The sequence below is a fragment of the Dyella caseinilytica genome, assembly GCF_016865235.1.
Taxonomy (GTDB): domain Bacteria; phylum Pseudomonadota; class Gammaproteobacteria; order Xanthomonadales; family Rhodanobacteraceae; genus Dyella_B; species Dyella_B caseinilytica.
On record NZ_CP064030.1, the window covers coordinates 1,530,137 to 1,554,898 of the forward strand.

At 61.2% G+C, this 24,762-nt stretch carries 28 protein-coding genes; 13 read left to right on the forward strand and 15 right to left on the reverse strand.

What is annotated here, in order from left to right:
- Nucleotides 1-26: 26 nt before the first annotated feature.
- From ccmD to ISN74_RS06570, 13 genes are all read right to left on the reverse strand, one after another.
- On the reverse strand, nucleotides 27-266 hold the full coding sequence (ccmD, locus tag ISN74_RS06510; protein WP_188798520.1) for a heme exporter protein CcmD: 240 nt from the start codon (nucleotides 264-266) through the stop codon (nucleotides 27-29).
- Nucleotides 263-1,021, reverse strand: coding sequence for a heme ABC transporter permease (locus tag ISN74_RS06515; RefSeq protein WP_188798522.1), 759 nt, complete (start codon nucleotides 1,019-1,021; stop codon nucleotides 263-265). The genes ccmD and ISN74_RS06515 overlap by 4 nt, the downstream gene beginning before the upstream one ends.
- A 2-nt stretch (nucleotides 1,022-1,023) precedes the next feature.
- On the reverse strand, nucleotides 1,024-1,719 hold the full coding sequence (gene ccmB / locus ISN74_RS06520) for a heme exporter protein CcmB (RefSeq protein ID WP_188798524.1): 696 nt from the start codon (nucleotides 1,717-1,719) through the stop codon (nucleotides 1,024-1,026).
- Nucleotides 1,712-2,347: a cytochrome c biogenesis heme-transporting ATPase CcmA gene (gene ccmA / locus ISN74_RS06525; RefSeq protein WP_188798526.1), complete on the reverse strand. Its 636-nt coding sequence runs from the start codon at nucleotides 2,345-2,347 to the stop codon at nucleotides 1,712-1,714. The genes ccmB and ccmA overlap by 8 nt, the downstream gene beginning before the upstream one ends.
- Before the next feature lie 21 nt (nucleotides 2,348-2,368).
- Nucleotides 2,369-2,803: a DUF3293 domain-containing protein gene (locus tag ISN74_RS06530; RefSeq protein WP_188798529.1), complete on the reverse strand. Its 435-nt coding sequence runs from the start codon at nucleotides 2,801-2,803 to the stop codon at nucleotides 2,369-2,371.
- The gene (locus ISN74_RS06535) at nucleotides 2,796-4,166 is read right to left on the reverse strand and encodes an FAD-dependent oxidoreductase (protein WP_188798531.1); all 1,371 of its coding nucleotides are present in this window, start codon (nucleotides 4,164-4,166) and stop codon (nucleotides 2,796-2,798) included. The genes ISN74_RS06530 and ISN74_RS06535 overlap by 8 nt, the downstream gene beginning before the upstream one ends.
- A 91-nt stretch (nucleotides 4,167-4,257) precedes the next feature.
- Nucleotides 4,258-5,019, reverse strand: coding sequence for an acetoacetyl-CoA reductase (phbB, locus tag ISN74_RS06540; RefSeq protein ID WP_188799548.1), 762 nt, complete (start codon nucleotides 5,017-5,019; stop codon nucleotides 4,258-4,260).
- 85 nt (nucleotides 5,020-5,104) lie between these two features.
- Nucleotides 5,105-5,614: a polyhydroxyalkanoate synthesis repressor PhaR gene (gene phaR / locus ISN74_RS06545; protein ID WP_188798540.1), complete on the reverse strand. Its 510-nt coding sequence runs from the start codon at nucleotides 5,612-5,614 to the stop codon at nucleotides 5,105-5,107.
- Nucleotides 5,615-5,745: 131 nt separating this feature from the next.
- Nucleotides 5,746-7,299 (reverse strand): DHA2 family efflux MFS transporter permease subunit, encoded by a 1,554-nt coding sequence (locus tag ISN74_RS06550; RefSeq protein ID WP_188798543.1) that lies wholly within the window; start codon nucleotides 7,297-7,299, stop codon nucleotides 5,746-5,748.
- A gap of 104 nt (nucleotides 7,300-7,403) precedes the next feature.
- On the reverse strand, nucleotides 7,404-8,585 hold the full coding sequence (locus ISN74_RS06555; protein WP_188798545.1) for an HlyD/EmrA/EmrK family protein: 1,182 nt from the start codon (nucleotides 8,583-8,585) through the stop codon (nucleotides 7,404-7,406).
- Nucleotides 8,586-10,133 carry an efflux transporter outer membrane subunit gene (locus ISN74_RS06560; RefSeq protein ID WP_188798547.1) on the reverse strand — a complete coding sequence of 516 codons (1,548 nt, stop codon included), beginning with the start codon at nucleotides 10,131-10,133 and terminating at the stop codon, nucleotides 8,586-8,588.
- Nucleotides 10,130-10,654: a MarR family winged helix-turn-helix transcriptional regulator gene (locus tag ISN74_RS06565; RefSeq protein ID WP_188798548.1), complete on the reverse strand. Its 525-nt coding sequence runs from the start codon at nucleotides 10,652-10,654 to the stop codon at nucleotides 10,130-10,132. The genes ISN74_RS06560 and ISN74_RS06565 overlap by 4 nt, the downstream gene beginning before the upstream one ends.
- A gap of 235 nt (nucleotides 10,655-10,889) precedes the next feature.
- Nucleotides 10,890-11,678, reverse strand: a complete 789-nt coding sequence (locus tag ISN74_RS06570; protein WP_188799549.1) for a TatD family hydrolase — start codon at nucleotides 11,676-11,678, stop codon at nucleotides 10,890-10,892.
- Between the two features lie 179 nt (nucleotides 11,679-11,857).
- Between ISN74_RS06570 and ISN74_RS06575 the strand changes: the two genes are divergently transcribed.
- Both ISN74_RS06575 and ISN74_RS06580 read left to right on the forward strand, forming a co-directional pair.
- On the forward strand, nucleotides 11,858-12,496 hold the full coding sequence (locus tag ISN74_RS06575; protein ID WP_188798550.1) for a glycine zipper 2TM domain-containing protein: 639 nt from the start codon (nucleotides 11,858-11,860) through the stop codon (nucleotides 12,494-12,496).
- Between the two features lie 21 nt (nucleotides 12,497-12,517).
- A complete protein-coding gene (locus tag ISN74_RS06580) occupies nucleotides 12,518-12,994 on the forward strand; it encodes a glycine zipper 2TM domain-containing protein (protein ID WP_229679052.1) in 477 nt (158 codons plus the stop codon).
- 105 nt (nucleotides 12,995-13,099) lie between these two features.
- On the opposite strand, the gene ISN74_RS06585 is transcribed toward ISN74_RS06580, so the two are convergent.
- Nucleotides 13,100-13,534 (reverse strand): cell wall hydrolase, encoded by a 435-nt coding sequence (locus ISN74_RS06585; RefSeq protein ID WP_188798551.1) that lies wholly within the window; start codon nucleotides 13,532-13,534, stop codon nucleotides 13,100-13,102.
- Nucleotides 13,535-13,975: 441 nt separating this feature from the next.
- A complete protein-coding gene (gene ygfZ, locus ISN74_RS06590) occupies nucleotides 13,976-14,779 on the reverse strand; it encodes a CAF17-like 4Fe-4S cluster assembly/insertion protein YgfZ (RefSeq protein WP_188798554.1) in 804 nt (267 codons plus the stop codon).
- A 123-nt stretch (nucleotides 14,780-14,902) separates the two neighbouring features.
- Between ygfZ and ISN74_RS06595 the strand changes: the two genes are divergently transcribed.
- The 11 genes from ISN74_RS06595 to ISN74_RS06645 all read left to right on the forward strand — a co-directional run bounded on the left by ISN74_RS06595 (nucleotide 14,903) and on the right by ISN74_RS06645 (nucleotide 24,742).
- Nucleotides 14,903-15,070 carry a DUF1674 domain-containing protein gene (locus tag ISN74_RS06595; protein WP_188798556.1) on the forward strand — a complete coding sequence of 56 codons (168 nt, stop codon included), beginning with the start codon at nucleotides 14,903-14,905 and terminating at the stop codon, nucleotides 15,068-15,070.
- Between the two features lie 94 nt (nucleotides 15,071-15,164).
- Nucleotides 15,165-15,560 carry a succinate dehydrogenase, cytochrome b556 subunit gene (gene sdhC, locus ISN74_RS06600; protein ID WP_188798558.1) on the forward strand — a complete coding sequence of 132 codons (396 nt, stop codon included), beginning with the start codon at nucleotides 15,165-15,167 and terminating at the stop codon, nucleotides 15,558-15,560.
- Entirely contained in the window at nucleotides 15,557-15,952 is a 396-nt protein-coding gene (sdhD, locus tag ISN74_RS06605) for a succinate dehydrogenase, hydrophobic membrane anchor protein (protein WP_188798559.1), read from the forward strand. Before sdhC ends, sdhD begins: the two co-directional genes overlap by 4 nt.
- 5 nt (nucleotides 15,953-15,957) lie before the next feature.
- Nucleotides 15,958-17,745, forward strand: a complete 1,788-nt coding sequence (gene sdhA / locus ISN74_RS06610) for a succinate dehydrogenase flavoprotein subunit (protein WP_188798561.1) — start codon at nucleotides 15,958-15,960, stop codon at nucleotides 17,743-17,745.
- An 85-nt stretch (nucleotides 17,746-17,830) separates the two neighbouring features.
- Nucleotides 17,831-18,613, forward strand: coding sequence for a succinate dehydrogenase iron-sulfur subunit (locus tag ISN74_RS06615; protein ID WP_188799551.1), 783 nt, complete (start codon nucleotides 17,831-17,833; stop codon nucleotides 18,611-18,613).
- A gap of 179 nt (nucleotides 18,614-18,792) precedes the next feature.
- Nucleotides 18,793-19,041 carry an FAD assembly factor SdhE gene (locus ISN74_RS06620; RefSeq protein ID WP_188798563.1) on the forward strand — a complete coding sequence of 83 codons (249 nt, stop codon included), beginning with the start codon at nucleotides 18,793-18,795 and terminating at the stop codon, nucleotides 19,039-19,041.
- Nucleotides 19,013-19,444: a YgfX family protein gene (locus tag ISN74_RS06625; protein WP_188798565.1), complete on the forward strand. Its 432-nt coding sequence runs from the start codon at nucleotides 19,013-19,015 to the stop codon at nucleotides 19,442-19,444. The genes ISN74_RS06620 and ISN74_RS06625 overlap by 29 nt, the downstream gene beginning before the upstream one ends.
- Nucleotides 19,445-19,572: 128 nt before the next feature.
- Nucleotides 19,573-20,817 (forward strand): lipoprotein-releasing ABC transporter permease subunit, encoded by a 1,245-nt coding sequence (locus tag ISN74_RS06630; RefSeq protein ID WP_188798567.1) that lies wholly within the window; start codon nucleotides 19,573-19,575, stop codon nucleotides 20,815-20,817.
- Complete coding sequence (gene lolD / locus ISN74_RS06635) at nucleotides 20,810-21,523, forward strand: lipoprotein-releasing ABC transporter ATP-binding protein LolD (protein ID WP_188798569.1); 714 nt, start codon at nucleotides 20,810-20,812, stop codon at nucleotides 21,521-21,523. Before ISN74_RS06630 ends, lolD begins: the two co-directional genes overlap by 8 nt.
- A gap of 176 nt (nucleotides 21,524-21,699) precedes the next feature.
- Nucleotides 21,700-23,985 (forward strand): DNA internalization-related competence protein ComEC/Rec2, encoded by a 2,286-nt coding sequence (locus ISN74_RS06640; RefSeq protein WP_229679215.1) that lies wholly within the window; start codon nucleotides 21,700-21,702, stop codon nucleotides 23,983-23,985.
- Nucleotides 23,986-24,091: 106 nt separating this feature from the next.
- Nucleotides 24,092-24,742, forward strand: a complete 651-nt coding sequence (locus tag ISN74_RS06645; RefSeq protein ID WP_188799552.1) for a MotA/TolQ/ExbB proton channel family protein — start codon at nucleotides 24,092-24,094, stop codon at nucleotides 24,740-24,742.
- Nucleotides 24,743-24,762: the final 20 nt, after the last annotated feature.

A 24,762-nucleotide genomic window follows, 5' to 3' on the forward strand; every position in this document is an offset into this window, starting at 1 on the left:
AAATTTCTTGTGCGGAGCATTGAACTTCATGGCAAGCGTGGCCCCTCACCCCAACCCTCTCCCCGGAGGGGAGAGGGAGCAGAAGCACGTTCCTTGCGCGCGTCCTGCCGCGCCAAGCGTCCGCGTAATTCGCGCAGCAGGCGACGGCGGCGAAATTGCGGCGCCAGCCAGTCGATCAGCAGCACGGTAAAAAACACGCCATAGGCGGGCCACACATAGGCGGCATAACCGCCCATGGCAAAGAACGATTGCAGCGAATGGCTCATCGGCGGCCCTCGTCTTCGGCGATCTGGCGTACCCAGTCCTTGCCGCTTTCCAGCGCAAGCAGATCGGTGCGCGTGCGGCCGAACAGGCTGGCGATGTAGTAGAACTTGGTGGCGGCCATCATGGTGAGCAGCGGCCAGATCATCGACCCTGCCATGGTCGACGGACCCAGCAAGCGAATGGTGGAGCCTTGGTGCAAGGTGTTCCACCAGTTCACCGAGAAGTGCACGATCGGTACGTTGACGATGCCGATCAGCGCGAGGAACGCCGCCGTGCGCGCACCTTGCCGGCGATCCTCGAACGAGTGGTACAAGCCGATCACGCCCAGGTACAGGAACAACAGCACGAGTTCGGAAGTGAGCCGCGCATCCCAGGTCCACCATGTGCCCCACATGCGTTCGCCCCACAGCGAACCGGTCACCAGCGTGATAAAGGTGAAGGAAGCGCCGATCGGCGCCGAGGCCATCGCCACCACTTCCGCCAGCTTGATGCGCCAGACCAGCGCAATGAAAGACGCGATACCCATGATCGCGTAGACAAACAGACTCATCCATGCACAGGGCACGTGAATGAAGATGATGCGGTAGTCATCGCCTTGCTGATAATCAGGCGGCGCCAGCACCAAGCCGCCGTACAGCGCGACCAGGCCGAGAATCAGCGCCAGCGCAATCGCCCATGGCCGCAACCTACCGGCGAAGCGGTAGAAGACCGGCGGCGAGCTCAGTTTGTGCAACCACAATGGGATCCAGTTGGCCATGGCTACGAATCCAGCGCTATGCGAAGTGCCGCCGCGCATGCCAATGGAGCGAGCACGACGGTCAGTGCGAACGCCGCGCCTAACCATGCGATAGGGGCGATCCACGGCAGCCCCTCCTGGGCGGCTGCCAGCGCCCCGGCGGCAAAGATCACCACCGGCACGCACAGCGGCAGCAGCATCAGCGCCAGCAGCATACCAGAGCGCCGAGTGCCGGCCGTAAGCGCGACAAGCACGCCGCCGAGCAGGCTGAGCAGCGGCGTGGCCAGCAGCAAGGCGAGCAGTAAAACCGGGATTACTGGCGTTGGCAGGTGCAGCATGCCAGCCAGCAACGGTGCGATCACGATCAGGGGTACAGCGGTCGCCAGCCAGTGCGCCAGGATCTTCATACCCAGCATCAATGCCAGCGGTTGTGGCGCCAGCATCAGTTGCTCCAGCGAGCCGTCTTCGATATCGCTGCGGAACATCGCATCCAACGCCAGCAGCATCGCCAGCAGCACAGTGACCAGCACCACGCCGCCGGCAATGCGGCGCAGCAAGGCGTCTTCCGGCCCCAGTGCAAACGGAAACAGCGAGGTGACGATCAAGGCGTACAACACCGGTAGCGCCATGTCGCCGCGTTGACGCCAGGCCAAGGTGAGATCGCGACGCAGCACGGCCATGCAGGCATGCCCCAGACCGGAACGCCGTGGATCAGCCATGCAGCCGGATCCGTTGTGGCTCGCCACCGTGGAATTGCACTGCGCCATGGCTGGTCACCAGCGCCGCGCCGCCTTGGGCGACGTGCGCTTCCAACAGTCGGTTGACCAGCTCGATGCCGGTGCGGTCCAGGTTGGCGTAGGGCTCGTCCAGTAACCACAGGCTGGCCGGAATCAGCAGTAGACGGGCAAGCGCGACGCGCTTTTTCTGGCCTGCGGAAAGTTTGCGTACGGCTTCATCCTCGTATCCGTTCAGTCCAACCAGGGTGAGTGCCTCGTCGATGCGCTCAAGGTTGCGATGGCCATACAGGCCGATCGCGAATGCCAGGTTTTCGCGTGGACTGAGTTCAGCTTTCAGGCCCAGTTGATGGCCGAGGAATATCACTTCGCCGCTGCAGCGGTCCCAGGTCAGCGGTTCGCCGCGCCAGAGTAGTTGACCTTCTTCCGGGTGCAGCAAACCGGTGAGGATGCGCATCAAGGTGGTCTTGCCGCTGCCGTTGTCACCTTCGATCAAGGTGAGTTCGCCGGCGTCGAGGCGGAAATCCAGCGGGCCGAATACCGGCTCGTCCTGGCGATGAAAGCTCAGTGCGCGGGCTTCGAGTAGAGGTGTGGCCGAGGTGCTGGGATTCATTCCTGGCATTGTTAGGATGGCTCAGCCTGCTTGTCCATGCGGCGGCCTGTCACTGCTCAGGCGCAGGCGCGCATAACCCTGACCAAGGCCATGTACATAGGCGTTTTGCTGGAATTGCTGCGCCAGTTCATCGATATCGGCCAGGTTGGGCCCGACCACGAAAAGGCTCGCCTCGCGCCAGGCGCCGCCGACACCAAGCCCGGGACGGATGCATGTGGTGCGCGGCAGGTGGCGCAAAGCGGCGAGCAAGGCGTGCTGCGCAACATGGTTCTGTTGTCGCAACTGCACGTGCGAGCCGGGGTTCCAGGCGGTGATGAAAGCCCAGCTTCGTTCACCGATCAGCGAATGCAGCGGCGCCGGCAGTGCGGCGTCGACGTGGATGGAAACCCAGCCGCCTTTCGGAAGGCGTACCCGGTAATCGGTGGTCCGATAGGTGTCGATCAGTGAATTATCCATGGCGTAATTGGGGTAGCGGAGGCAGGGTGGCTTCCAGCGTCTTGACGGCGGTATCGAGCTGCACATCGTTCGCGCTGGTTGAACCACGCAGCAATTGTTCGAGGAGTTGGTCTTGGGCGCGACCGCGCTCGTACGCATACGCGTAGGGCAGGTGCGTGAAGGTGACCATGCGGTAGCGCGCCATGAAATGCTTTGGCGCACGCTCGGCGAGCCGTGCGCCCAGGTCACGCTTGGCGAGATAACGCGGATCGGCCACTGAATCGCGCATCTCGATGTAATTTTCCAGCGCCATCGCAGCGATGGCATCGGCGTTGGGCTGGCGGATGCGCTGGAACTCGGCGAATGCGTCGCCAGTATCGCTGCCGGATTCGGCCAGCAGATCGGCCAGTACAACGGTGTCCTCGAAACCGCAATTCATGCCCTGGCCGTGGAATGGCACGATGGCATGCGCGGCATCGCCGATCAGCAGTGCACGGCCATCGATATGCCAGCGGTCAAGATAGAGCGTGGACAGGCTGCCGACCGGATGGCTGTCGTAATCCTCTGCGAAGCGCGGAATCAGCGGCAACAGATCCGGAAAATCTTCGCGGAAGAAAGCCGCGGCGGTTGCAGCATCCGGCAACGTGTCGAAACTCGGATGTTTGTCGTGCGCCGGCAGGAACAAGGTGACGGTAAAGCTGCCCTCGGTGTTTGGCAGCGCAATGCACATGTAGCCGCCGCGCGGCCAGATGTGCAGCGCGTTGGGTTCGATGGCAAAGCGGTTGGGGCCGGCGGCGTGCGGAATCTCCAGTTCCTTGTAGCCATGGCCCAGTGGCTCAACACGGATGCCGAGCGGCAGGTAATCATTCATCGCTGTGCGCAAGGCGGAGCCGGCGCCATCGGCGCCTATCACTACTGCTGCATCGTGCTGGCGCTGGTTGCCGTGTTCGTCAGCCAGCGTGACGTGTCTGGCATCAAGATCGGCGGCGAGCAGCGACTGGCCAAAATGCAGCTTCACCCCGGCGGCTTCCGCCGCATCCAGCAGCAACATGTTCAGGCCGCCGCGCGACACTGACCAGATCACTTCGCTGTCGTCGACACCATAGCGCTGCAGACCGGAAGCGCCTTCGCGCGGATGCACCATGCGGCCACGCATCATCACCGCGCGTTGCATGACATCGTCGCCCAGACCGGCGGTGCGCAACGCCTGCAGGCCTCGTTCGGCAAGTGCAAGGTTGATCGAGCGGCCACCGGAAAAACCGACACGGCGGGGATCGGGACGTTTCTCGAAGACCTCCACCGCGAATCCGCGCCTGGCCAGCAGCTGGGCGAGCAGGGCGCCGACCAGACCGCCGCCGATCAGGGTGATAGCTTGCCGTGTCATGCTGCAACCCGTGGGAGGAAGCTTGTCACTGTTCCGCAACTGGGCGTTCAAGGCAAGTACGTTGAGCCAGGAATGCTCTTGCTGGAACCTTTCAGAAGCTCATGAAGTAGCCGCCGTTCACCGGCAGATTGGCGCCGGTGATGTAGCTGGCGTCATCGGCGGTGAGGAATATCACCGCGCGGGCGATGTCAGATGGTGTACCCAGGCGTCCGACGGGGATGTCGGCAATGATCTGCTGGCGGATGTCGTGCGGCACCGCGGCCACCATCGGGGTGTCGCAATAACCGGGAGAAACGGTGTTGACGGTGACACCCTTGCGAGCGGTTTCGCGTGCCAGCGCCATGCTGAAGCCGTGCACACCAGCCTTTGCAGCGGAGTAGTTGGTCTGGCCGAACTGGCCGGTCTGGCCGTTCACCGAGCTCAGATTGACGATGCGGCCGAAGCTGCGTGCCGTCATGCCTTCCACCACATGCCGACACATGTTGAACACGCCGTCGAGGTTGACGCGCATCAGGTCGTGCCAGTGCTGCGGATCCATTTTGCGCAGGCTGGTGTCGCGCGTGATGCCAGCTGCATTGACCAGAATATCGGCCGGGCCGATGCTGCGCTCGATATGGGCGATCAGGCTGCCACAGCCCTTGAAGTCACTGACATCGCCGGGTTCGAAACGGATAGCGCCGTTGTAAACAGAAACTTGTTCGCGAAAGGCTTCGATGCGTTCACCGCGCGTGGCCAGATCCACCGCGATCACCTGCCGTCCGGCGTCGGCCAGCCGCATGCAGATTTCGGTACCGATGCCGCCGATGCCACCGGTCACGATGGCGACACGGGAAGTGGGATTTGACGAAGTCATCACGTATGGATTCCACGCATGCCGCGCGGCAGCACATGTTGTGCCGCAGCGGGATCACGACCACGAATCACTGGGATTCCCGATCTCAGGGTTTCTTGGTGCCGGGGCCAGTGCCAGGACGAGCGGGCTGGCCGGGGCTGGGCGTCGCCTGCGAGGCGGCATCCAAAAAGCCGCTCTGCATCGATTTCCACGCATCCAGATTCCGCTGCGTCAGGTCGTTCAACAGCGACCAGGGGGTCTGCCCCATCAAGCTGTTGAGCTGAGTACGGAACTGCTGCTGCTGGTCCAGGAAGACCTGCAGACTGCGCTCCAGGTATGGTCCCATGAATCCCTGCAAGGAGTCGCCATAGAAACGGATGATCTGACTCAACAGCTGGGGCGACAACATCGGTTGTCCCTTTTCCTCGTGCTCCGAGATGATCTGGAGCAGCACGGAACGGGTCAGGTCCTCGCCCGACTTGGCGTCAAGAACCTGGAAGTGTTCGCCATCCAAAACCAGCTGACGGACTTCTTCCAGCGTGATGTAGCTGGAGATCTCCGTGTCGTAGAGTCGACGGTTCGGGTACTTCTTAATGATGCGATTTGCTTGTGCCATGCGGCACAAGCTAGCAGAAGGTATTGCGCCGCACCAGTCGGTGTTCAGCTTTTATGCTGCACCCAGGGGTGCAGCAATGGGGATGGGCCGAGAGGAGGGTGAAGGGGCGCCGCTCTCCCAGCCCCCTGACATCAATGCCCCGCGCCGCCGCCCGCGCTGCCAAAGGGCGGCCGGGCAAACCACAGCACGGGCAGCAGCAATACGAACAGGACGGCGCAGCCGTAGAACACGTCGTTGACGGCCAGGGTGTAGCCCTCCCGGTCCACGATCTGGTTGATGTAGCCCAATTTCTGGGTGGCGCTCAGGCCCAGGTGCGACAGTTTGTCCAGATACTGGCTCGAGGCTGGCGTGCCGTTATTGACGTATTCGGTCAATGAGGCGTGGTGATAGATACCCCGATGCTGCCACAGGGTCACCATCACGGCGGTGGAGACGCTGGAGCCGAGCGTGCGGAAGAAGTTGGAAAGTCCCGAGGCGCTGGCGATCTCCGACGCCGGCAGGCCGGAGAGGTAGATCTGGTTCAGCGGGATGAAGAAACAGGGAATCGCCAGGCCCATCACGAAGCGCGGCACGATCAGAGTGCCGAACGACGCTGCACTGTCAAACGTCGAGAACCAATAAGACGTGCCCGCAAAGATCACGAACGCCAGCGTCACCAGGATACGCAGGTCGATCTTGTGCATGTTGCGGCCGATGATTGGCGACAACAGGAACGCCAGCACGCCGCTGGGCGCGGCCGCCAGACCTGCCCAGGTTGCGGTGTAGTTGAGTGTGGTTTGCAGCCACAACGGAAACACCACGTTGATGCCGAAGAAGGCGAACATGCCCAGCGACAGGCTGATGACGCCCACCGTGAAATTGCGTTTCTTGAACAGCGACAGGTCGATGACCGGATGCTTGGCGTGAATTTCCCAGACCACCAGAAAGGTGAGGCAAACCACCGCGATCAGGCCCAGTGACAGGATCAGGGGGGAGTTGAACCAGTCGTGGTCGTTGCCGTTGTCCAGCATGAACTGCAGGCAGCCCACGCCAGCGATCAGCAATATGAGGCCAACCGCATCGATCGGTGTGCGGGCGGTTTTGGTTTCGCGCTTGTGCAACAAGGTCCAGGTGATGAGCGCCGCCAGCAAGCCAACCGGCGCGTTGATGTAGAAAATCCACGGCCAGGAGTAGTTGTCGGTGATCCAGCCGCCCAGTATCGGGCCGAAGATTGGCGCTATCACGACCGTCATCGCCCACATCGCGAGCGCAACGCCCTGACGTTCCTTGGGATAACTGGAAAGCAGCAGGGTCAGCGACAGTGCCACCATCGGGCCGGAACCTGCACCCTGCATCAGGCGGCCAAACACCAGCATCGGCATGGTGGTGGCCATGCCACAGAACATCGAGAACAGCACGAAAAGCAGCACAGAGATAACGAAGGTGCGTACTTCGCCGAAGCGGCGCGCGATCCAGCCGGTGAGTGGCTGCATGATTGCGCTGGCAAGCGAGTACGAGCTGATGGCCCACGTGCCCTCGTTGGGGCTTACCGCAAGGCTGCCGGCGATATGCGGCACCGAGACGTTGACGATGGTCATGTCCAGCACCTCCATGAAGGTGCTGAACGCGACAGCGATGGTCAGCAAGACCAGCGGCATGCCATGCAGAGGCTTTAGTGGTGCGGCGTTTTGAGGAGTGGCAGCCATGATGGCCTCGCAATCTTGCCTTGGCGTCATTCACGCTTGCGAAGTGACGCCGAGGCAATGGGGTGATGTGAAAGTTGCGGATGCCTGGTTTGCGAAGACCGGTGTTATTTGCCGAGATTGGCGCTGATGATCTTTTCCGCTTCCGCGTCGGCTTGGGCGGCGACCCGGTCATACACCGAGGTTTCTGCCGGAGGCTGCTGCGGGGCAGCGGCAAGCACGGGGCCCTGATCGTTGGTGATGTCTACCGTCACGTCGGTGGACAGCCCTACGCGTAGCGGATGCTTGTCGAGCTCGTCGTTGTCGAGCGCGATACGCACCGGCACACGCTGCACCACTTTGATCCAGTTGCCGGTTGCATTTTGCGCAGGCAGCAGGGAGAACACGCTTCCTGTGCCGGCGCCGAGGCCGATTACCTTGCCGTGGTATTCCACGCTGCCGCCGTAGATGTCGGTCGAGATCTTCACCGGCTGGCCGATACGGATATGGCGCAGTTGATTTTCTTTGAAGTTCGCATCGATCCACAGGTTGTGCAGCGGTACGATGGTCATCAGCTGCTGGCCGGGTGTGATGCTTGAACCGAGCTGCACACTGCGTTGCGCGACGTAGCCGGTCACAGGCGCAACGATGGTGTTGCGTTGTGCGGCAATCCACGCGGCGCGGAAATTCGCGCGCGCCTGTTGCACGGTCGGATTGTCGGCGATATCCACGCCTTCAATCGCGGCACGCGAAGCATTGGCTTGCGCCTTGGCGGTATCGAGCGCCGCTTGCGCCTGAGCCACCGCATCGCGCATGTGCTGCACGGTTTCCGGCGATTCGGCTTGCGCCGCGACCAGCGGCAGATGGCGCTTCAGATCGGCCTGCGCCTTGCGCAGATCCACTTCACGCGCCGCGACGGTGGCGTCGGCACTGGTGACGGTATCTGTCTGCTGGCGTACCTGGCGAACGGCCTGCGCCAGTGCGCTGCTGGTCTGGCGCAGACGCACATCGGCGTCGGTGCCATCCAGTTTCACCAGCACTTGCCCAGCTTCCACGTGCTGGGTGTCGTCGGTGAGGATCGCGACCACCGTGCCGGAGACCTGCGACGAAAGCGCGACCTGGTTGCCGCCAACGTAAGCGTTGTCCGTGGTCTCGCGACGCGAGAGTACGAAGAACCAAAGCAGGAACCAGATCACCGCGGCAAGCACGAACACCGTTGCGACGATCAGCAGAGCGCGACTGCGCTTGGCGGGATCCTTCGCGGCGAGGCCGCTGTCTTTGGCGTCCTTGGAGATATCAGTGGCGCTCATTTAGGGGGCTCCGGGGAGATTCGAAGGGGATGCAGAAGAGGAGGACGCGACCGGTGTCGCGCTTTGCTCGATGTCTGAGCGGTAACCGCCGCCCAGCGCCTTGATGAGGGCAAGATCGGTGCTGAGCGCCTGGGCGTGCAGGCTGACGGCCTGGTCACGCTGTTGCAGCCATTGCGCTTCGGCGGCCAGGCTTTCGCGGGCGTCTTGCGTGCCATGTGCCTGGCGGGCTTGCGCTGAGGCCAGCAGTGCCAGGTTGGCTTTCACCTGTATTTCCTGCTTTGCGCGGCGCGCGGCAATTTGCTGCGCGGTGACAGCCTGCGTGGCGACGTCGCGCGCGGCATCCGTCACGGTGACGTTGTATTGCGCGATGGACGCGTCAAGTTGCGCGCGGCTGGCACCGTAATTGGCTTTCAGCAAACCGCCTTCGAAAATCGGCAGATGCACCGCGGGTGTAATGCCGAACACGCGGCTGCCGGCCGTGAACAAATTGCCCAGGTCACCCTTGCTCCCTTCCACCAGTCCTGGAATGGTTATCGAACCCTGGTTGGTGCTGGAAAGACCTGCCATCGCGTTGATGCTGACGTCCGGGAAGTATTGGGCGCGTGCAACATCCGTCTGCTTCAGCGAGGCCTCGATTTGCCAGCGGCTGGCGGCGATGTCGGGGCGGCGGGCGATCAGATCCAGCCGCACATCGTCGGGCAGGGCGCCTTCCAGCTTGGGCAACGCGCGTGGCTTCAAGTTTGGCAATTCGGCGGGCGATACGTTGGTCAAGGCTGCAAGCACCACTTTGCGTAGCTCGACCGAACCTTCCAGCGTGACTTGCGCCTGTTGTGCATTGGCCAGTTGTGAGCGCGCCTGTTGCACCGTGTCGGGCAGATCAACACCCTGGTGCACGCGCAACTGCGCGATCTGCAGCAAACGCTGCTGCACGGCGACCGATTGCTTGGCGAGCGTGAGCCGGTTCTCATCTGCCAGCCAGCCGAAGTACGTGTCTGCGACGGCATTTTGCAGCGTCAGTGCTGCAGCGCTGTGTTGAGCTTCCGCCGCATGCGCCTGATCCAGCGCGGCTTCGATTGATTTGCGTTTCTTGCCCCACCAATCGAAATCGTATTGGAGTTGCACGCCAAGATCGGCCTGGTTGTACCAGTCGAAACCTAGCAATGCCGGCGGGAACAAACCGTGGTCGCTCATGCGCTGCCGCGTAACCTGGGCGTTGCCGTTGATCGTCAAGCCCGCTTGTGCAGCGGCCACACGAACCGACTGCTCGGCGGTCTGCACACGCGAGTGCGCCTGCGCGAGATCGGGCGACTGTTTCATCGCCAACGTTATCAACGCGTCCAACTGCGGATCGTTGTAGACGCGCCACCAGTCGGCGGCTGGCCAGCCAGCGCGGGTTGGCACCTGCAATCCGGCCAGCGGCACGTCATCGCGCAAGGCAGGATGCGGCAGCTTCGCCGGAATGACACATCCGGCAAGACCGATCGTCAACAGCGTTACCAGCGCAAGCGGCTGCATGCGCATGGACGCGAGGGAAGGGAGGGAGTTCATGGCGGATCACCCGCTTCGTGTTCGAGTTGGCTGAGGTTGTTGGCGAGCTTGCGCAGCAACCGGCCGAGATGGTGCCGGTCGGTCTGGCTAAAGCCGTTGAAGATCTGCAGGAGGCTGGGAAACATGCCGGGCAGCATTTTTTGCACGAAGCGTCGTCCTGCTGCGGTGATTTGCAGTACCACTTGTCGGCGATCGGCAGCGCTGGGGCCACGTGTAATCAAACCGCGTTTGGCCAGCGCATTGGCGATACGCGTCATGTTGGTCGCGCCTTGCGAAGTGAATTCGCATAGCTCGCCGGGCGTGGAAGAGCCATCAGGACGCGAAAACAACATCACGAGCGTGCGGAATTCGCTGTCGTTGAGTTTGTAAGGCCGAAGCTTGTGCTCGAACTCGGCCTGCAGGCGCTCAGCCACTAACAGCATGACGCGGCAAAGCTTGGCGTCCTCAGGCAGTTCCGGGATGGCTTTCCGGATGCCGTTGATACCTTCGTCAAGTCGCTTGATGTGGTCAATCAGGGACATTTCACTGGTGCATATTTCACTGATGAAATAAATGATGCAGTGAGATTTCCGGTGTTGCAAGTGCCGTTTGGGAATGAGCCCGGTTTGCAAGGGAAATCAAACGTCGCTCCGGTGAAGACCGAGCCTCAGCGAATTCGTTGCAGCGAAGGCAATGGGTTTCGGCCTTCCTTGCCCTTCAAAGCTGGGCAGGTCGGTGCGTCCTCTCGGCGTACGCCGGGATGACGATGTGCAGGTTCTACGAGACGGGGAGGCTTTCGGGGTTGATGCCGAACAACTGCATCAGGTTGGTCGTGGTGGCATTGGCGAGTTCTTGCGGATCTGCACCACGCAATTCGGCCACGCAACGTAAGGTATCGGTAAGGTAGGAAGGCTCGTTGCGCTCACCGCGATGCGCTGCGCCAGGCTGATCCGGCGCATCGCTCTCAAGCAGCAGATAGTCGATCGGCATGTTGGTGACGATGCGTCGCAGGCGCTGCGCGCGCTCGTAGGTGACGGGTCCGCCGATGCCGAGATGGAAGCCGATCTTCCACAATTGCTCGGCTTGTTCCTGGCTGCCGGAGAAGCTGTGCACGACACCGCGCAGGCCGCCAATGCGTCGCAGAGTGCTGGTCACTTCGTCGAGTGCGGCGCGCGCATGCAGGATCACCGGTAGACCAAATTCGCGTGCCAAGCCAAGTTGCTGGCGAAAGACATCGCGCTGCGCTTGTGCATCGTGGCCTTCTTCATGAAAGTCCAGGCCGATCTCGCCGACCGCGACGGGGGTGCCTGTTTCCAGCCAGCGTGACAGGCTGGCGAGATCTTCGCTCCGATGCCGGTGCATGAACATGGGGTGCATGCCGTATGCCGGAAACAGCCCGCTACCCAGCGGACACAAGGCGTGGATGCGTGGCCAGCTCGCAGCATCCGTACCCGGAATGACCTGCAACTTCACACCGGTTGCGCGGGCGCGTTCGAGCACGTCATCACGATCGGCATCGAAGCGGGCGTCGTCCAGATGGACATGGCTGTCGGCGAGCGTTGGCATGGTATCGGGCAATGGATTTATCCGGATTCGAACTGGACGCTAACTGGACTTGCGAAGGGGTCGACACTTTGGCGTTTCGGTCCTGTCCTATTCAGCATCTCGGCGCTTCAATGCGCAGCGTAAGATATCGCGGGGACGCAGCCTACGCTGCGGCTGTCTTTAAGTTAGGAGATTCAGCAATGAGTAAGTTGGTAGTCAATGCATTGTGCATGGGACTGGCGGCGTCGTTCACGCTCGGCCTGACAGCCTGCAACCGGCAGGCGAGTGCCGATGCAAACGGTGCGGCGCCGGCCAGTACGGCTGCCGCGGCGGCCCAGGCGGTAGCAGTAGCGCCGGGGCAGGCTCCTGTCCAAGCGCCGCCGCAAGCGGCGGATGACGGTTACGCCCAGGTGGTCAGCGTGGTGCCGGTGCGCCAGGACGTCAACAACCCGCAGCAGGTTTGTCATGACGTGGTGATCAACCGGACCGTGCCGCCGAAGGATCAGCATCAGATTGCCGGCATGGCCATCGGTGCGGTAGCGGGCGGCTTGCTTGGCCATTTGGTCGGGTCAGGCAAGGGCAACGGCCTGGCCACCGCGGCAGGTGCGATCGGCGGCGGTTATGCGGGCAAGAAAATCGAGGAAAGCCATCAGCAGGCAAACGTTCAATCCGAAGTCGTTCACCGTTGCAGTACCGTTGCGAATACCAGCAGTAATATCGTTGGCTATGACGTAACGTACGTCTATAACGGAGTGACACGTACCACTCGCATGGACCACGATCCCGGTGATCGCGTGAAAGTACAGCAGAGTGTTACGGTCGTCTCCGATGCCCAATGATCGAATCCCAAGGAGGTTGTCGTGAAAATCAAATCAGGCACGTTCGGTATGGCAGCTGCGCTGCTGGTGGGCACGGCAGCCCTTGCCGGCTGCCAGACCCAGCCGGTCTATCAGGGGCAGACGACCTACGGGTATCGTGGCTGCCAGAGTTGCGGTGTGGTGCAGCAGGTGCAGCAGGTCTACATCCAGCAGCAGGGCAACAACAATAACGCCGTACTGGGCACGGTGATCGGTGCAGTCGCAGGTGGTTTGCTCGGTAGCACGATCGGCCACGGTCGCGGCAATACGGCGACCACCGTGGTGGGCGCCGTGGCGGGTGGTGCGGTAGGCAATGCGATCGGCTCGCAGAACAGCCAGCCGGGCGGAACAGTACCGGCCTGGCAGATTGTGGTTCGCTTGGATAATGGCCAGTACGCAACGGTTACGCAGGGTCCCAATCCGGGTGTGCGTCCTGGTGACTATGTTGTGATCAGCAACAACCAGGTTTATCCGCGCTGATGGATGCTGGTATTGAAATAGGCGTTTAGACGTCTATTTGATTAAATGCTTTGCAAATGAAAAGGCCCTCTTGCGAGGGCCTTTTTTATGCCGTACTTGTTGGCGTCAATTGAGTGAGTAGAACTTGTGGTCGCCAATCGTCACGGCGCTGTGATTGCGTGACCACACTGGTGCAATAGATGCGGTGGCGAAGTGATCTGCGCGTGGCACGAAGATACGGCGTTCGTCGGCGGGAAGGTCCCAGTTAGTGATCGATTTGCCGGCGATATCCCAGGCCTTCTGGAATGCTACGAGATTATCGATCTGCTGAGTGAGGGGAGTGGTGGTGAGTGCAAATTGATGCGGTGATTTCACCACATCACACACCGTATCACCCCATTGACCGCGTTCGCGCCGACGCATGGCAACTTCTGCCACGGCCATCTGACCGACTGTCGACTGGCTGCGTGCTTCCAGATAGACGGTAGTCGCCAGACAAGTCTGGTCTGCGAGCGGTTGGGGCAGTACGGACATCAGCCACAACAACATGGAAAGTTTCATACCTGCCTCCAATTTGCAGTACGCCAAGACAACACATGCATGCCTTGACGTCGTTGCGGTGGACGGGCGGGCAGACCGTTCCACCTGGATATATCGCTGGCGCCGAAACTTGTGGCGACAGCGGTGGGCCGCAGAAACGCGGCGAAAACAACCGACATGTCCGATGTCGATCGTCATGTTTCCTGCATTGACGCTGCGGGCCGAAGGCCGTGAATGCAGCGCGTTCGCGCATACGGCGAGTTGTCCACCGGCAAGTCTTTCTGCCGGGTCGCGCCGATCCGGACCCCTCCGGTTCGTCGCGTATGTCGGCGCCCTGTAGGCTGGTTGGGCGCCAAAAAAGTGTTGGCGGAATCTAGTGGGCCTTTTTCATCTTTGCAAGTGCCTGGCCTATTCAGTTCACGTTTTGCTCACACTGAAAGTGTGTCTCGCAAGGTATTGAAATCAATCCTGCCAGCTCTCCAAAAGTGTCACTGAAACGCCGTCATCGCTAGTGTTTTCGGCACTTTGCGCGATGTTGTTGGCTGTCTCATCGGTGATGACAGCGAGTGCTTCGATGCTGTTGTTATGCGAAATGACAGTGAGCAATCGTACGAATTCACGATCACCGCGACGCAGTTCCACGCCATCGGAAACCTCTCTGGAGAGTTTGACTCGATGAAGGTGACGTTTGTTCCCGCCGCGATAATGCAGGCGTGCAACGATCTCTTGTCCGGGATAACAACCCTTGTCCAAAGCGACCGCGCCAAGTCGATGTAATGACAATGAAGGCGGCAGGAATTCATTCAACGTTGTGTTGGAAAGCCAAGGCCAGCCTGTGTGCAGTTGCGCGAGTTGCCACGCATCATCGTGAGCTATATCGACACCCAGTTGCAGTGAGTGCGAGCCACAACCCAATCGAATGATGTCGTCTTGCGTATCGACAATATGTACAGGAAGTGCATCGCCGGTTCGCAGCTTCATGCCTTCCGCGATCTGCAGTTTGACGCGCGAACGAAATACGAAACGACGCAACGCATCAACAAAATGTGTAGCTTCTCCGCCGCGCAAAAACACCAGCAAGCGTTCGTCGCTTAATCGAGCAAGATGGAACAGATGACGGATGCGCCCTTGTGCATCGAGCCAACTGCTGAATTGCCACTGGCCGACGGGCAGGGTGGCAACCTGGCTGGTGAATTGGCCATGCGCGAAGGCGGTGGCGTCCGGGCCATCGATGAAGATTGCTTGGGCGGGGCTGGATGTCTGCATTGCGTTGTGATGGGGGCAATGGGCGTATGGTGCAAGGCCGCAAGCGGATGCCTGCAACGCTTGAGGGCGTACGTCAACCGGTTGTGCCGCTATGCCGCAAGTATTACGCTTTTGGCGATAACTATGCCCGACACATCCTCCAAACCCGCCACCATTCCCGAACCCGCGAAGACGGAGCGTGCTGTAACGCCTGCTTTGCCCGCGCAGGAGCAGGAACAAGGCGGGCGACCGGCACCGGATCCCACGCGCTACGGCGATTGGGAAAAGAACGGGCGCTGCATCGACTTCTGATCCACGGCGCCGGAGCTGCGTCGTGGACGCGGCGATGGAGCAGGGGAGCAGGTGGCGGTGCGGGCATCAAGCGATTCCACCCAGGATAGCCGCCATGGCAGACACACAACGACCGCTTTCACCGCACCTACAGATATATAAGTGGCAAGTGCAGATGGTGACTTCCATCCTGCATCGCGCCTCCGGCATCGCCCTTGCCGTGGGCACGCTGATGGTCCTGTGGGGTCTTGTTTCACTGGCCGCTGGCGAAGACGCTTTCAACCAGTTCAAGGTCTGCAATGGCAGCCCGCTCGGCATGATCCTGCTGATCGGCTGGACCTGGTCACTTTTCTACCACCTGTGCAACGGCATCCGTCACCTGATCCAGGACGCGGGCGCCGGCTATGCCATTCCGCAATTTGTACGCTCCAGCTGGATGTCGATCATCGGTAGCCTGGTGCTGACCCTGCTCGTCTGGGCTTACGTGCTGACTGCCGGAGGTGTCGCATGAGCACGAATGCCAAGGATCTGCGCAACCCACTCAAGCGTGCACGCGGGCTCGGTTCCTCCCAGTTCGGCGTCGGCCACTGGTGGACCCAGCGCGTGACCGCTGTAGCCCTGATTGTGCTGGTGCTGTGGTTTGTAACGCTGGTGTTGGGTCTACTGCACGCTGACTACGCCACTGCCCGTGCGGCCGTGGCCAAGCCGTGGAACGCGGTGCTGCTGATTGCCTTCGTGATCACCGTGTTCTGGCACGCCGTGCTTGGCCTGCAAGTGGTGATCGAAGATTACGTGCATACGCGCTGGAAGGAGATTGTCCTTCTCGTGGCGATCAAGTTCATCGCGGTGCTTAGCGTGCTGGCCAGCACGCTGGCTGTGCTGCGCATCGCATTGGGAGCCTGAGGCCGATGGAAGCCTACAAGATTCAGCAGCACAAATATGACGTGATCGTGGTCGGCGCTGGCGGCGCGGGCCTGCGCGCCACCTTCGGCCTGGCCGAGAAGGGCCTGAAGGCCGCATGTATCACCAAGGTGTTTCCGACCCGTTCGCACACTGTGGCGGCGCAGGGTGGTATCGCCGCTGCGCTCGGCAACATGGGCGAAGACGACTGGCGCTTCCATTTCTACGACACCATCAAGGGCTCGGACTGGCTGGGCGACCAGGATGCGATCGAGTACATGTGCCGCGAGGCCATTCCCTCGATTCTGGAACTGGAACACTACGGCGTGCCGTTCTCGCGTACCGACGACGGCCGCATTTACCAGCGTCCGTTCGGTGGCATGACCACGCATTACGGCAAGGGCACCGCGCAGCGTACCTGCGCCGCCGCCGACCGTACCGGTCACGCCATCCTGCATACCTTGTATCAGCAGGCGCTGGCGCATGACGCCACCTTCTTTGTCGAATACTTCGCCATCGATCTGATCTTCGACGACGATGGCGTGTGCCGCGGCGTGCTGGCGCTCGACATGAACGAAGGCACCTTGCATCTGTTCCGCGGGCAGTCTGTGGTATTGGCGACGGGTGGTTACGGCCGCGCCTACTTCAGCGCCACTTCGGCACATACCTGCACCGGCGATGGCGGCGGCATGGTGCTGCGCTCGGGTCTCGCGTTGCAGGACATGGAGTTCGTGCAGTTCCATCCCACCGGCATCTACGGTGCTGGCTGCCTGATCACCGAAGGTGTGCGCGGCGAGGGCGGTTACCTCACCAACTCCAAGGGCGAGCGCTTCATGGAGCGCTATGCGCCGAGCGCCAAGGACCTGGCTTCGCGTGACGTAGTCAGTCGTGCCATGACGGTAGAGATCCGCGAAGGCCGCGGCGTGGGCGAACACAAGGATCACGTGCATCTGAACCTGATGCACCTGGGTCCTGAAGTGATTCACGAGCGCCTGCCTGGTATCGCCGAATCCGCACGCATCTTCGCTGGCGTCGACGTCACCAAGGAGCCGATCCCGGTACTGCCCACCGTGCACTACAACATGGGCGGCATTCCCACCAATTACTATGGCGAAGTCGTGCAGAAGAAGGGCGACGATGTGGATTCGGTGGTGCCTGGCCTATTCGCCATCGGCGAAGCGGCTTGCGTGTCGGTGCACGGCGCCAACCGCCTTGGCTCCAACTCGCTCCTCGACCTGGTGGTGTTCGGACGCGCGGTGTCGCATCGCTGCGCTGAAATCATCAAGCCAGGCTTGGCGCACAAGGACCTGCCGGCCAGCGCGCTGGACAAGGCACTCGGTCGCTTCGACGCGTTGCGTCACGCCAACGGCGGGACACCCACCGCGAAGATCCGCGCAAACATGCAGCGCACCATGCAGGATGACGCCGCCGTGTTCCGTACCGGCGAAACGCTACAGGCAGGCTCGAAGAAGATTTCCGAGGTCTACGACTCGTTCAAGGACGTGCGCGTGAGCGACCGTTCGATGGTTTGGAACTCCGACCTGATCGAGACCTTGGAGTTGTCCAACTTGCTGGGTCAAGCCGTGGCCACCATGCATTCGGCCGCTCAGCGTGAGGAGAGCCGTGGCGCACACGCCCGCGAAGACTTCCCCGACCGCGACGACCACAACTGGATGAAGCACACGCTGGTGAAGGTCGACGAAAGCGGCAAGACCAGCTTCGACTTCCGGCCGGTGCACATGTACACCTTGACCTCCGAGGTCGAGGTGGTGCCGCCGAAGAAGCGCGTTTACTAGTTGAAATTGGAAAGTGCGGTCATGGATGGCCGCCCTTTTGACTTTCGCGTTCAAGGACGAACGCACCAACATAGTCGAGGCAATCGTGGCCGAGTTCACGCTACCGAAGAATTCCAAGATCCAGCCGGGCAAGCACTATCCGGCGAAAGACGCGAAGAAACCGCGTACGTTCCGTATCTATCGCTGGTCGCCGGATGATGGCCAGAACCCGCGCATCGACACCTATGAAGTCGATCTGGCCGCCTGCGGCCCGATGGTTCTGGACGCGCTGCTGAAGATCAAGAACGAGATCGACCCAACGCTCACCTTGCGCCGCTCCTGCCGCGAAGGCATCTGCGGTTCGTGCGCGATGAACATCGACGGCACCAACACGCTGGCCTGTACCCGGGCCATCACGGAGTGCGCATCGGGCGACGTGAAGATCTATCCGCTGCCGCATATGCCGGTGGTGAAGGATCTGGTGCCGGATCTCACGCACTTCTACGCGCAGTTTGCTTCGATCAAGCCATGGCTGCGTACGCAGAGCGCGACACCGGACCGCGAGCGCCTGCAGTCGCCGGAAGACCGCAAGAAGCTGGATGGTCTGTATGAGTGCATCCTATGCGCTTGCTGCTCGACCAGTTGCCCCAGCTATTGGTGGAACGGCGACCGCTACCTGGGTCCGGCAATTCTGCTGCAGGCATACCGCTGGATCGTCGACTCGCGTGACGAGGACACCGGTGCGCGCCTGGACGATCTGGAAGATCCGTTCAAGCTGTACCGCTGCCACACCATCATGAACTGCGCGCGCACCTGCCCGAAGGGTTTGAACCCGGCGAAGGCGATTGCGGAGATCAAGAAGCTGATCGTGGAGCGCCGTTCGGCTTGATGGGTTTCTACCCAAAGCTTCGGTATAGCGCCATGGCTAGTTTTACCTCGTTGTCATTCCCGCGAAAGCGGGAATCCATGTTGCCCTTTGACGAAAGACGTCAATGGATTCCCGCTTTCGCGGGCATGACGGCGAGGAAAATTGGAAGATTTCTTCACCCTCGAAGCGGTGGATGCTAAATGGACACGGAGCGTTTCAAGCGACTTCGCTGGCGCACCCGCCGCGGCACGCGCGAGCTTGACGCCTTGTTTGGCGGCTGGCTGGAAACCTCGTTCCCTACCGCCGATGAAGCGCAGCGCCAGGCCTTCGACGAACTGCTCGATGTGCAGGACCCTGATCTATGGGACTGGGTGATGGGGCACGCCCAGCCGCCGCGTGCGGATTGGCAGGCGATCATCGATGACATCCGCACCCGCCATCGGCTTTGAATATCGCGCCTCGCGCTGGGTAGCCCGTCTTTTTGTCCTTGTGACACTGCTGGCCGCGCTGGCTGTGGTGCTGTCCGGTACGCCGCTGATCTTTCGGCTGCTGGTGGTCCTGGCCGTCACGGCAGGCTGTCGCCGCGCCGTGCGTCTTCTAAGCCTGCCGATCAACGCGGTGGGATGGGCTCATCAATCCGGCTGGACGTTGCGAGGCATCGACGGTTCGGATGATCCCGCAGCCCTGCTTTCGTCCCGCAGCATGCTTGGCATGGTCTTGCTGCGCCTGGCCAGCCAACGCTACGGCAGGCTTACCCTGTGGCTGGTGCCCGACAACAGCGATGCCGATATCCGGCGGCGCCTGAGAATGCGGCTGGCTGTGCTGCGGGACCGCGATCAGGACCAGGATTAGCCAAAAGTTGCCGCCATGCCCGGCTTCGGGCACTCTGCGCCCGCGGCATGGTCTTAGGAAAACCCCGGTGATCAGCGATCACCAGGCCATCGGAAGACCTGTCAACCGACCCCACAAGCGACCCTTACATGTTCCGACCGCTCGAGCTATTCATCGGCCTGCGCTACACGCGAGCCAAACGGCGCAACCAGTTCATCTCCTTCATCTCTACCGTTTCCATCGTTTGCATCACCATCAGTGTGATGGCGCTGATCACGGTGATGTCGGTGATGAACGGTTTCGATGATCAGTTGCGCTCGCGCATCCTCGGTGCGATCTCCGACGCTACGGTGTCCGGCCTGCCGGGGGAGAGCGTGCAGAACTGGCAGTACGCGATCACGACAGCCAAGTCCAATCCGCACGTGAGGGGCGCCGCACCTTACGTGGAGATTCAGGCGTTCCTGCAAGCGCAGCGATCCAGCGGCGCGATCGTGCGCGGCATCGAAACGTCGGAAGAACCGAAAGTTTCGGATTTCAATACACACATGATCGAGGGTTCGTTCGACTCGCTGACACCGCGTAGCTGGAACATTGTGCTCGGCAAGGATCTCGCCGTGCAGCTGGGCGTCAGTGTTGGCGACTCGGTGATCATGGTGGTACCGGTGTTGCGCGCCACCCCATCGGGTGCCATGCCCTTGCTGCGCCGCTTCAAAGTCAGCGGCATCTTCGAGATGGGCATGGAGGAGTTCGATTCCGGGACCGGTTTGATCAACATGCAAGATGCCGAAGCGCTCGCCGGCGTCAACGGTCCCACGGGCATTCGTCTCAAACTGGATGACATGTACAACGCCCATTCCGTCGCGCGTGACCTGGCCAACACGCTGGGGCAGATCTACATGGTGACGACGTGGATGGACAGCCATTCCAACTTCTTCTCCGCGATTTCGATGGAGAAGAAAGTGATGTTCATCATCCTCTCGTTGATCATCCTGGTAGCGGTCATCAATCTGATTTCGATGCTGATGATGCTGGTGACGGACAAGCAGGCGGATATCGCCATTCTGCGAACGCTGGGCTCGACCCCGCGCAGCATCATGGGCATGTTCATGGTGCAAGGCGTGTTGGTGGGTGTGGTAGGTATCTTTTTTGGCGTGACCCTGGGGTCGCTGCTGTCGTGGCGCTTGCCTGGCATCGTGAAGTGGATCGAGCACGTCACGGGATATACCTTCCTTTCGCCTGATATTTATTACATCAGCGAAGTGCCCAGCAAACTCGACTGGCATGACGTGACCTGGGTGGCGCTGATCACCTTCGCCTTCGCCATGCTTGCTACGCTGTATCCCGCCTGGCGTGCATCGCGTACCCAACCGGCGCAGGCGCTGCGCTATGAATAAGCCTATGACGAATGCTTCGACGGACATCGTGCTGCGTGCCAGCCATATCGCCAAGACCTATGAAGAAGGCGATCTGCACACCAAGGTGCTGACCGATGTGAGCTTCACCCTCAAGCGCGGTGAAACCTTGTCGATTGTCGGCGCATCCGGCTCCGGCAAGAGCACGCTGCTGCATATCATCGGCGGACTTGATACGTTGACCAGTGGCGAAGTGGAAGTGGAAGGCCAGCTGCTTTCCAAGCTTTCCGATGCGGCTCGCGGCCGTGTGCGCAATCGCTCGATGGGCTTCATCTACCAGTTCCATCATTTGCTGCCGGAATTCACTGCGCTCGAGAACGTGTGTATGCCGCTGCTGATTCGCGGCACCAACATCGGCGAAGCACAGAAGCAGGCCAAGGTGTTGCTGGAGCGCGTCGGTCTTGGCCAGCGTCTGGAACACAAGCCGTCCGAGCTTTCCGGTGGCGAACGCCAGCGCTGCGCAGTGGCGCGCGCGCTGGTCACGCGCCCTTCGTGCGTGCTGGGCGACGAGCCCACCGGTAACCTGGACGAAGACAACGCCGCGCAGGTCTATGCCCTGATGCTGGAGTTGAATCGCGAGATCGGTACCAGTTTCATCCTGGTGACGCACGACAATCGGCTCGCAGCGCGCATGGACCGCACGCTGGAGCTGCACAACGGCGAACTGCGCGAGAAGAACGCCAACTAGACGACCGGTTCGCGTACTGGGCTGCTTCGCCTCAGCCCAACCGAAGCGCAGCGACATTCCTTCAGCAGCAAAAGCTTGCCTCCTACATGGAGGCATCGCCGCGTGCGCTAGTTTCGCCTGATCGGGAGGCGAGTAGCAGGCACGTGCAGCAAACAGGAACATGGCCGGGAGTGATAGTGGTAGCTATCGCGCTGCTAGCCGGCGCGCTCTCGGTGCAGTGGCTGCCGGTATTGCCATCGCGTTTGTGGATAACGATTCTGCTTGGTGCGGCCTTGCTGCTCAGTTGGCGGATTCCGCCGTTGCGCTGGCTGTTCATCGTCTTACTCGGCTTTGGGTGGGCTGCATGGCGAGGTGGTATGGCTATGCAGGAGCGCCTGCCTGCCGATTGGGAGGGGCAGGATTTCGAAGTGCAGGGTCGTGTAATTGGCTTGGCACAGAGCCGGGCCGATGCGACGAGCTTCCTGTTCCAGATTGAGCGCGCTGCACGCAACGGACAAGCTGTGCCTTGGCATGGCCTTGCTCGCATAAGTTGGTACGGCGAGCCTCCTGCGGAGCTGGTACCTTGTTCGCGCTGGCAATTGCAACTTCGTTTGCGCCGGCCTCGTGGCATGGTCAACCCCGGTGGTACCGATAGTGAGCGCAGTGCGCTGGCGCGGGATATCGCTGCGGTTGGCTATGTGCGCGACGATTCGTCCAATCAGCGGCAATCCGCGACTGCCTGGTGCATGGATCGACTGCGCGCATCGCTGGCCAGCGATATTCAGCAGCGTGTGTCGGACACCCATGACGCGACGCTGCTGCGCGCATTTACTATTGGCGACACACGTGGTCTGGACACACAGGACTGGGACGTCGCACGTGCAAACGGCGTTTCTCACCTGATCGCCATTTCGGGATTTCATGTTGGTGTGGCTGCCGTGTTTGGTGCCTGGTTGTGCTGGACGTTCTATTGGGCGTGGCCATCGTTGGCCTTGTATTGGCCTCGCCCGCAGGCGCAAGCCACGGCAGCGCTGTCATGGGCTTTTGCCTATGCGGGCGTTGCCGGTTTCGGCATGCCTACAGTGCGCACCGTGCTGATGATTGCCACGGTTGCCCTTGCCCGATGCAGTCGACGCGCGACAGGAGGTGCGAACATCTTGGCGCTCGCGTTGATCGCCATTTTGCTTGTGGATCCCTTGGCGGTGCTTGAAGCCGGATTCTGGCTTTCGTTTGTAGGCGTGGGCTTTCTGATCCTGTGCCTGGAAACCAAAGGGCGCGGACTGCGCGCGTTTTTACATGAGCTGACGGTGGGCCAGATCGTGATGACGGTGGCATTGTTGCCGCTCACCTTGTGGTTTTTTGGAGAGGCATCCCTAGTCGGCGCCTTGTCCAATCTGGTTGCCGTACCTTTTGTCAGTTTCGTGATTGTGCCCTTCGCGTTGTTGGGCCTGTTGCTGCTGATGATATGTCCGCCATTGGCGACGCCGATACTCTGGTTATCGGCATGGCTCGCACATGCTCAGTGGTGGCTCTTGGAGCAAACGGCCCATTGGCCGGGCGCACATTGGTATTTGCCGACGATGCAACCGTGGGCGTTGATGCTGGCGACACTTGGCGCCGTCTGGCTGTTCATGCCACGTGGCGTGCCGCTGAGAGCGCTGGGTGTTTTGCTGTTCCTGCCTTTGCTGTGGCCAATACAGCATGTGCCGGATAAGGGGGCATTCCAGGCTTGGGTGCTGGATGTAGGGCAGGGCTTGTCGGTGTTAGTGCGCACGCGTGATCACGCTTTGGTCTACGACGCCGGTGCACGTTATCCCTCGCAATTTGATCTTGGTGAGGCCGTGGTGATTCCTTCACTGCACGCGCTCGGCATCGATAGCCTGGACATGTTGATGGTGAGCCATGCCGATAACGATCACGCCGGTGGTGCGCCCGCTGTGGCGGCGGCTTTCCCGATGGCGCGTCGTTATGCGGGTGAACCGGATCGCATGCAGCTGCCGGCAGAACAGTGTCTCGCGGGCCAGCAATGGGAATGGGATGGTGTGCGTTTCCGAGTGTTGAGTCCGGACGGAATGGGAGCGGCGTCTACGGCCAATGACCGATCCTGTGTCTTGCTGGTGGAGGGAAGGGGCGGCCGGTTACTGCTGACGGGTGACATCGCCTCTGACACGGAGCCGCGTGTCGCGGCCGCTTTGGGATCGGGGCCGCCATTGGTGTTGCAGGTACCTCACCATGGCAGCCGAACGTCTTCCAGCGCACCATTCATCAAGGCGATCGAACCTGAGTTGGCCGTCGTTTCGGCCGGCTGGCTCAATCGTTTCGGTCACCCGCGGCCCGAGGTGCTCGCGCGCTATGCACAAGCCGGCGTACCGGTCTTGAATACCGCACGGGAAGGCGCCATTCAGATTGAGTTCCCAGCCACCGCACAGCCCTTTGTCGCGGCTCGCTGGCGGCGGCTGGAGCGGCGTTACTGGCGGGAATGAATTGCCACCAGCCGCACGGTATACCTTTAGGACGCTGCTATCATGCTTGCTTCAGGCAAACGGCAGGGCCGGGAGTTAGGTTGTGGATGACTTGGGTCAGATTCTGATGGCTGGCGGCTGGGCGATGGCGCCCATCCTGATCTGCTCGGCGGTGGCGCTGGCGATCGTGTTGGAACGGTGCTGGACCTTGCGCCGCAGTTCGGTTTTGCCGGCAGGACTCTCTCAGGAAGTGCGCGAATGGGCGCGTTCCGATCAGCTCGATCCCGCCCACCTGGAAAAACTTTCCACCGGTTCACCGCTGGGCGAATTGCTGGCCGCGGCGCTGGCCGTGCGCAATCGCCCGCGCGAACTGATCAAGGAGCGCATTGAAGATACCGGTCGCCACGTCGTGCACCGGATGGAGCGCTATCTGAACACGCTGGGCACCATCGCGCTGATCGGTCCGCTGCTCGGCCTGTTTGGCACGGTCATCGGCCTGATCCGCATGTTCATGCAAGTGATGGTAGGCGGCATGGCCGATCCGACCAAGATGGCCGGTGGCATCGGTGAGGCACTGATCTGCACCGCAGCCGGTTTGACTGTCGCGATCCCGGCCTATGTGCTGCATCGCTACTTCCGTTCCAAGGTGGCCGGTTACTGCGTGGACATGGAAAAGCAGGCTACCTTGCTGCTGGACGATCTCACGCTGTCCGCGCCCGCGGCTACGCCACGCCCGCGTCGTGCCTCTGTCGCCGCTGGCGACAAGGCGCCGGTCTGAGAGACAGTGGACAGGTTCTG

What these genes read in the sequence shown, in the direction of transcription:
- ccmD (WP_188798520.1), bottom strand. Translation starts at nt 266, where the DNA reads ATGAGCCATTCGCTGCAATCGTTCTTTGCCATGGGCGGTTATGCCGCC.
- ISN74_RS06515 (WP_188798522.1), bottom strand. Translation starts at nt 1,021, where the DNA reads ATGGCCAACTGGATCCCATTGTGGTTGCACAAACTGAGCTCGCCGCCG.
- ccmB (WP_188798524.1), bottom strand. Translation starts at nt 1,719, where the DNA reads ATGGCTGATCCACGGCGTTCCGGTCTGGGGCATGCCTGCATGGCCGTG.
- ccmA (WP_188798526.1), bottom strand. Translation starts at nt 2,347, where the DNA reads ATGAATCCCAGCACCTCGGCCACACCTCTACTCGAAGCCCGCGCACTG.
- ISN74_RS06530 (WP_188798529.1), bottom strand. Translation starts at nt 2,803, where the DNA reads ATGGATAATTCACTGATCGACACCTATCGGACCACCGATTACCGGGTA.
- ISN74_RS06535 (WP_188798531.1), bottom strand. Translation starts at nt 4,166, where the DNA reads ATGACACGGCAAGCTATCACCCTGATCGGCGGCGGTCTGGTCGGCGCC.
- phbB (WP_188799548.1), bottom strand. Translation starts at nt 5,019, where the DNA reads ATGACTTCGTCAAATCCCACTTCCCGTGTCGCCATCGTGACCGGTGGC.
- phaR (WP_188798540.1), bottom strand. Translation starts at nt 5,614, where the DNA reads ATGGCACAAGCAAATCGCATCATTAAGAAGTACCCGAACCGTCGACTC.
- ISN74_RS06550 (WP_188798543.1), bottom strand. Translation starts at nt 7,299, where the DNA reads ATGGCTGCCACTCCTCAAAACGCCGCACCACTAAAGCCTCTGCATGGC.
- ISN74_RS06555 (WP_188798545.1), bottom strand. Translation starts at nt 8,585, where the DNA reads ATGAGCGCCACTGATATCTCCAAGGACGCCAAAGACAGCGGCCTCGCC.
- ISN74_RS06560 (WP_188798547.1), bottom strand. Translation starts at nt 10,133, where the DNA reads ATGAACTCCCTCCCTTCCCTCGCGTCCATGCGCATGCAGCCGCTTGCG.
- ISN74_RS06565 (WP_188798548.1), bottom strand. Translation starts at nt 10,654, where the DNA reads ATGTCCCTGATTGACCACATCAAGCGACTTGACGAAGGTATCAACGGC.
- ISN74_RS06570 (WP_188799549.1), bottom strand. Translation starts at nt 11,678, where the DNA reads ATGCCAACGCTCGCCGACAGCCATGTCCATCTGGACGACGCCCGCTTC.
- ISN74_RS06575 (WP_188798550.1), top strand. Translation starts at nt 11,858, where the DNA reads ATGAGTAAGTTGGTAGTCAATGCATTGTGCATGGGACTGGCGGCGTCG.
- ISN74_RS06585 (WP_188798551.1), bottom strand. Translation starts at nt 13,534, where the DNA reads ATGAAACTTTCCATGTTGTTGTGGCTGATGTCCGTACTGCCCCAACCG.
- ygfZ (WP_188798554.1), bottom strand. Translation starts at nt 14,779, where the DNA reads ATGCAGACATCCAGCCCCGCCCAAGCAATCTTCATCGATGGCCCGGAC.
- ISN74_RS06595 (WP_188798556.1), top strand. Translation starts at nt 14,903, where the DNA reads ATGCCCGACACATCCTCCAAACCCGCCACCATTCCCGAACCCGCGAAG.
- sdhC (WP_188798558.1), top strand. Translation starts at nt 15,165, where the DNA reads ATGGCAGACACACAACGACCGCTTTCACCGCACCTACAGATATATAAG.
- sdhD (WP_188798559.1), top strand. Translation starts at nt 15,557, where the DNA reads ATGAGCACGAATGCCAAGGATCTGCGCAACCCACTCAAGCGTGCACGC.
- sdhA (WP_188798561.1), top strand. Translation starts at nt 15,958, where the DNA reads ATGGAAGCCTACAAGATTCAGCAGCACAAATATGACGTGATCGTGGTC.
- ISN74_RS06620 (WP_188798563.1), top strand. Translation starts at nt 18,793, where the DNA reads ATGGACACGGAGCGTTTCAAGCGACTTCGCTGGCGCACCCGCCGCGGC.
- ISN74_RS06625 (WP_188798565.1), top strand. Translation starts at nt 19,013, where the DNA reads ATGACATCCGCACCCGCCATCGGCTTTGAATATCGCGCCTCGCGCTGG.
- ISN74_RS06630 (WP_188798567.1), top strand. Translation starts at nt 19,573, where the DNA reads ATGTTCCGACCGCTCGAGCTATTCATCGGCCTGCGCTACACGCGAGCC.
- lolD (WP_188798569.1), top strand. Translation starts at nt 20,810, where the DNA reads ATGAATAAGCCTATGACGAATGCTTCGACGGACATCGTGCTGCGTGCC.
- ISN74_RS06645 (WP_188799552.1), top strand. Translation starts at nt 24,092, where the DNA reads ATGGCTGGCGGCTGGGCGATGGCGCCCATCCTGATCTGCTCGGCGGTG.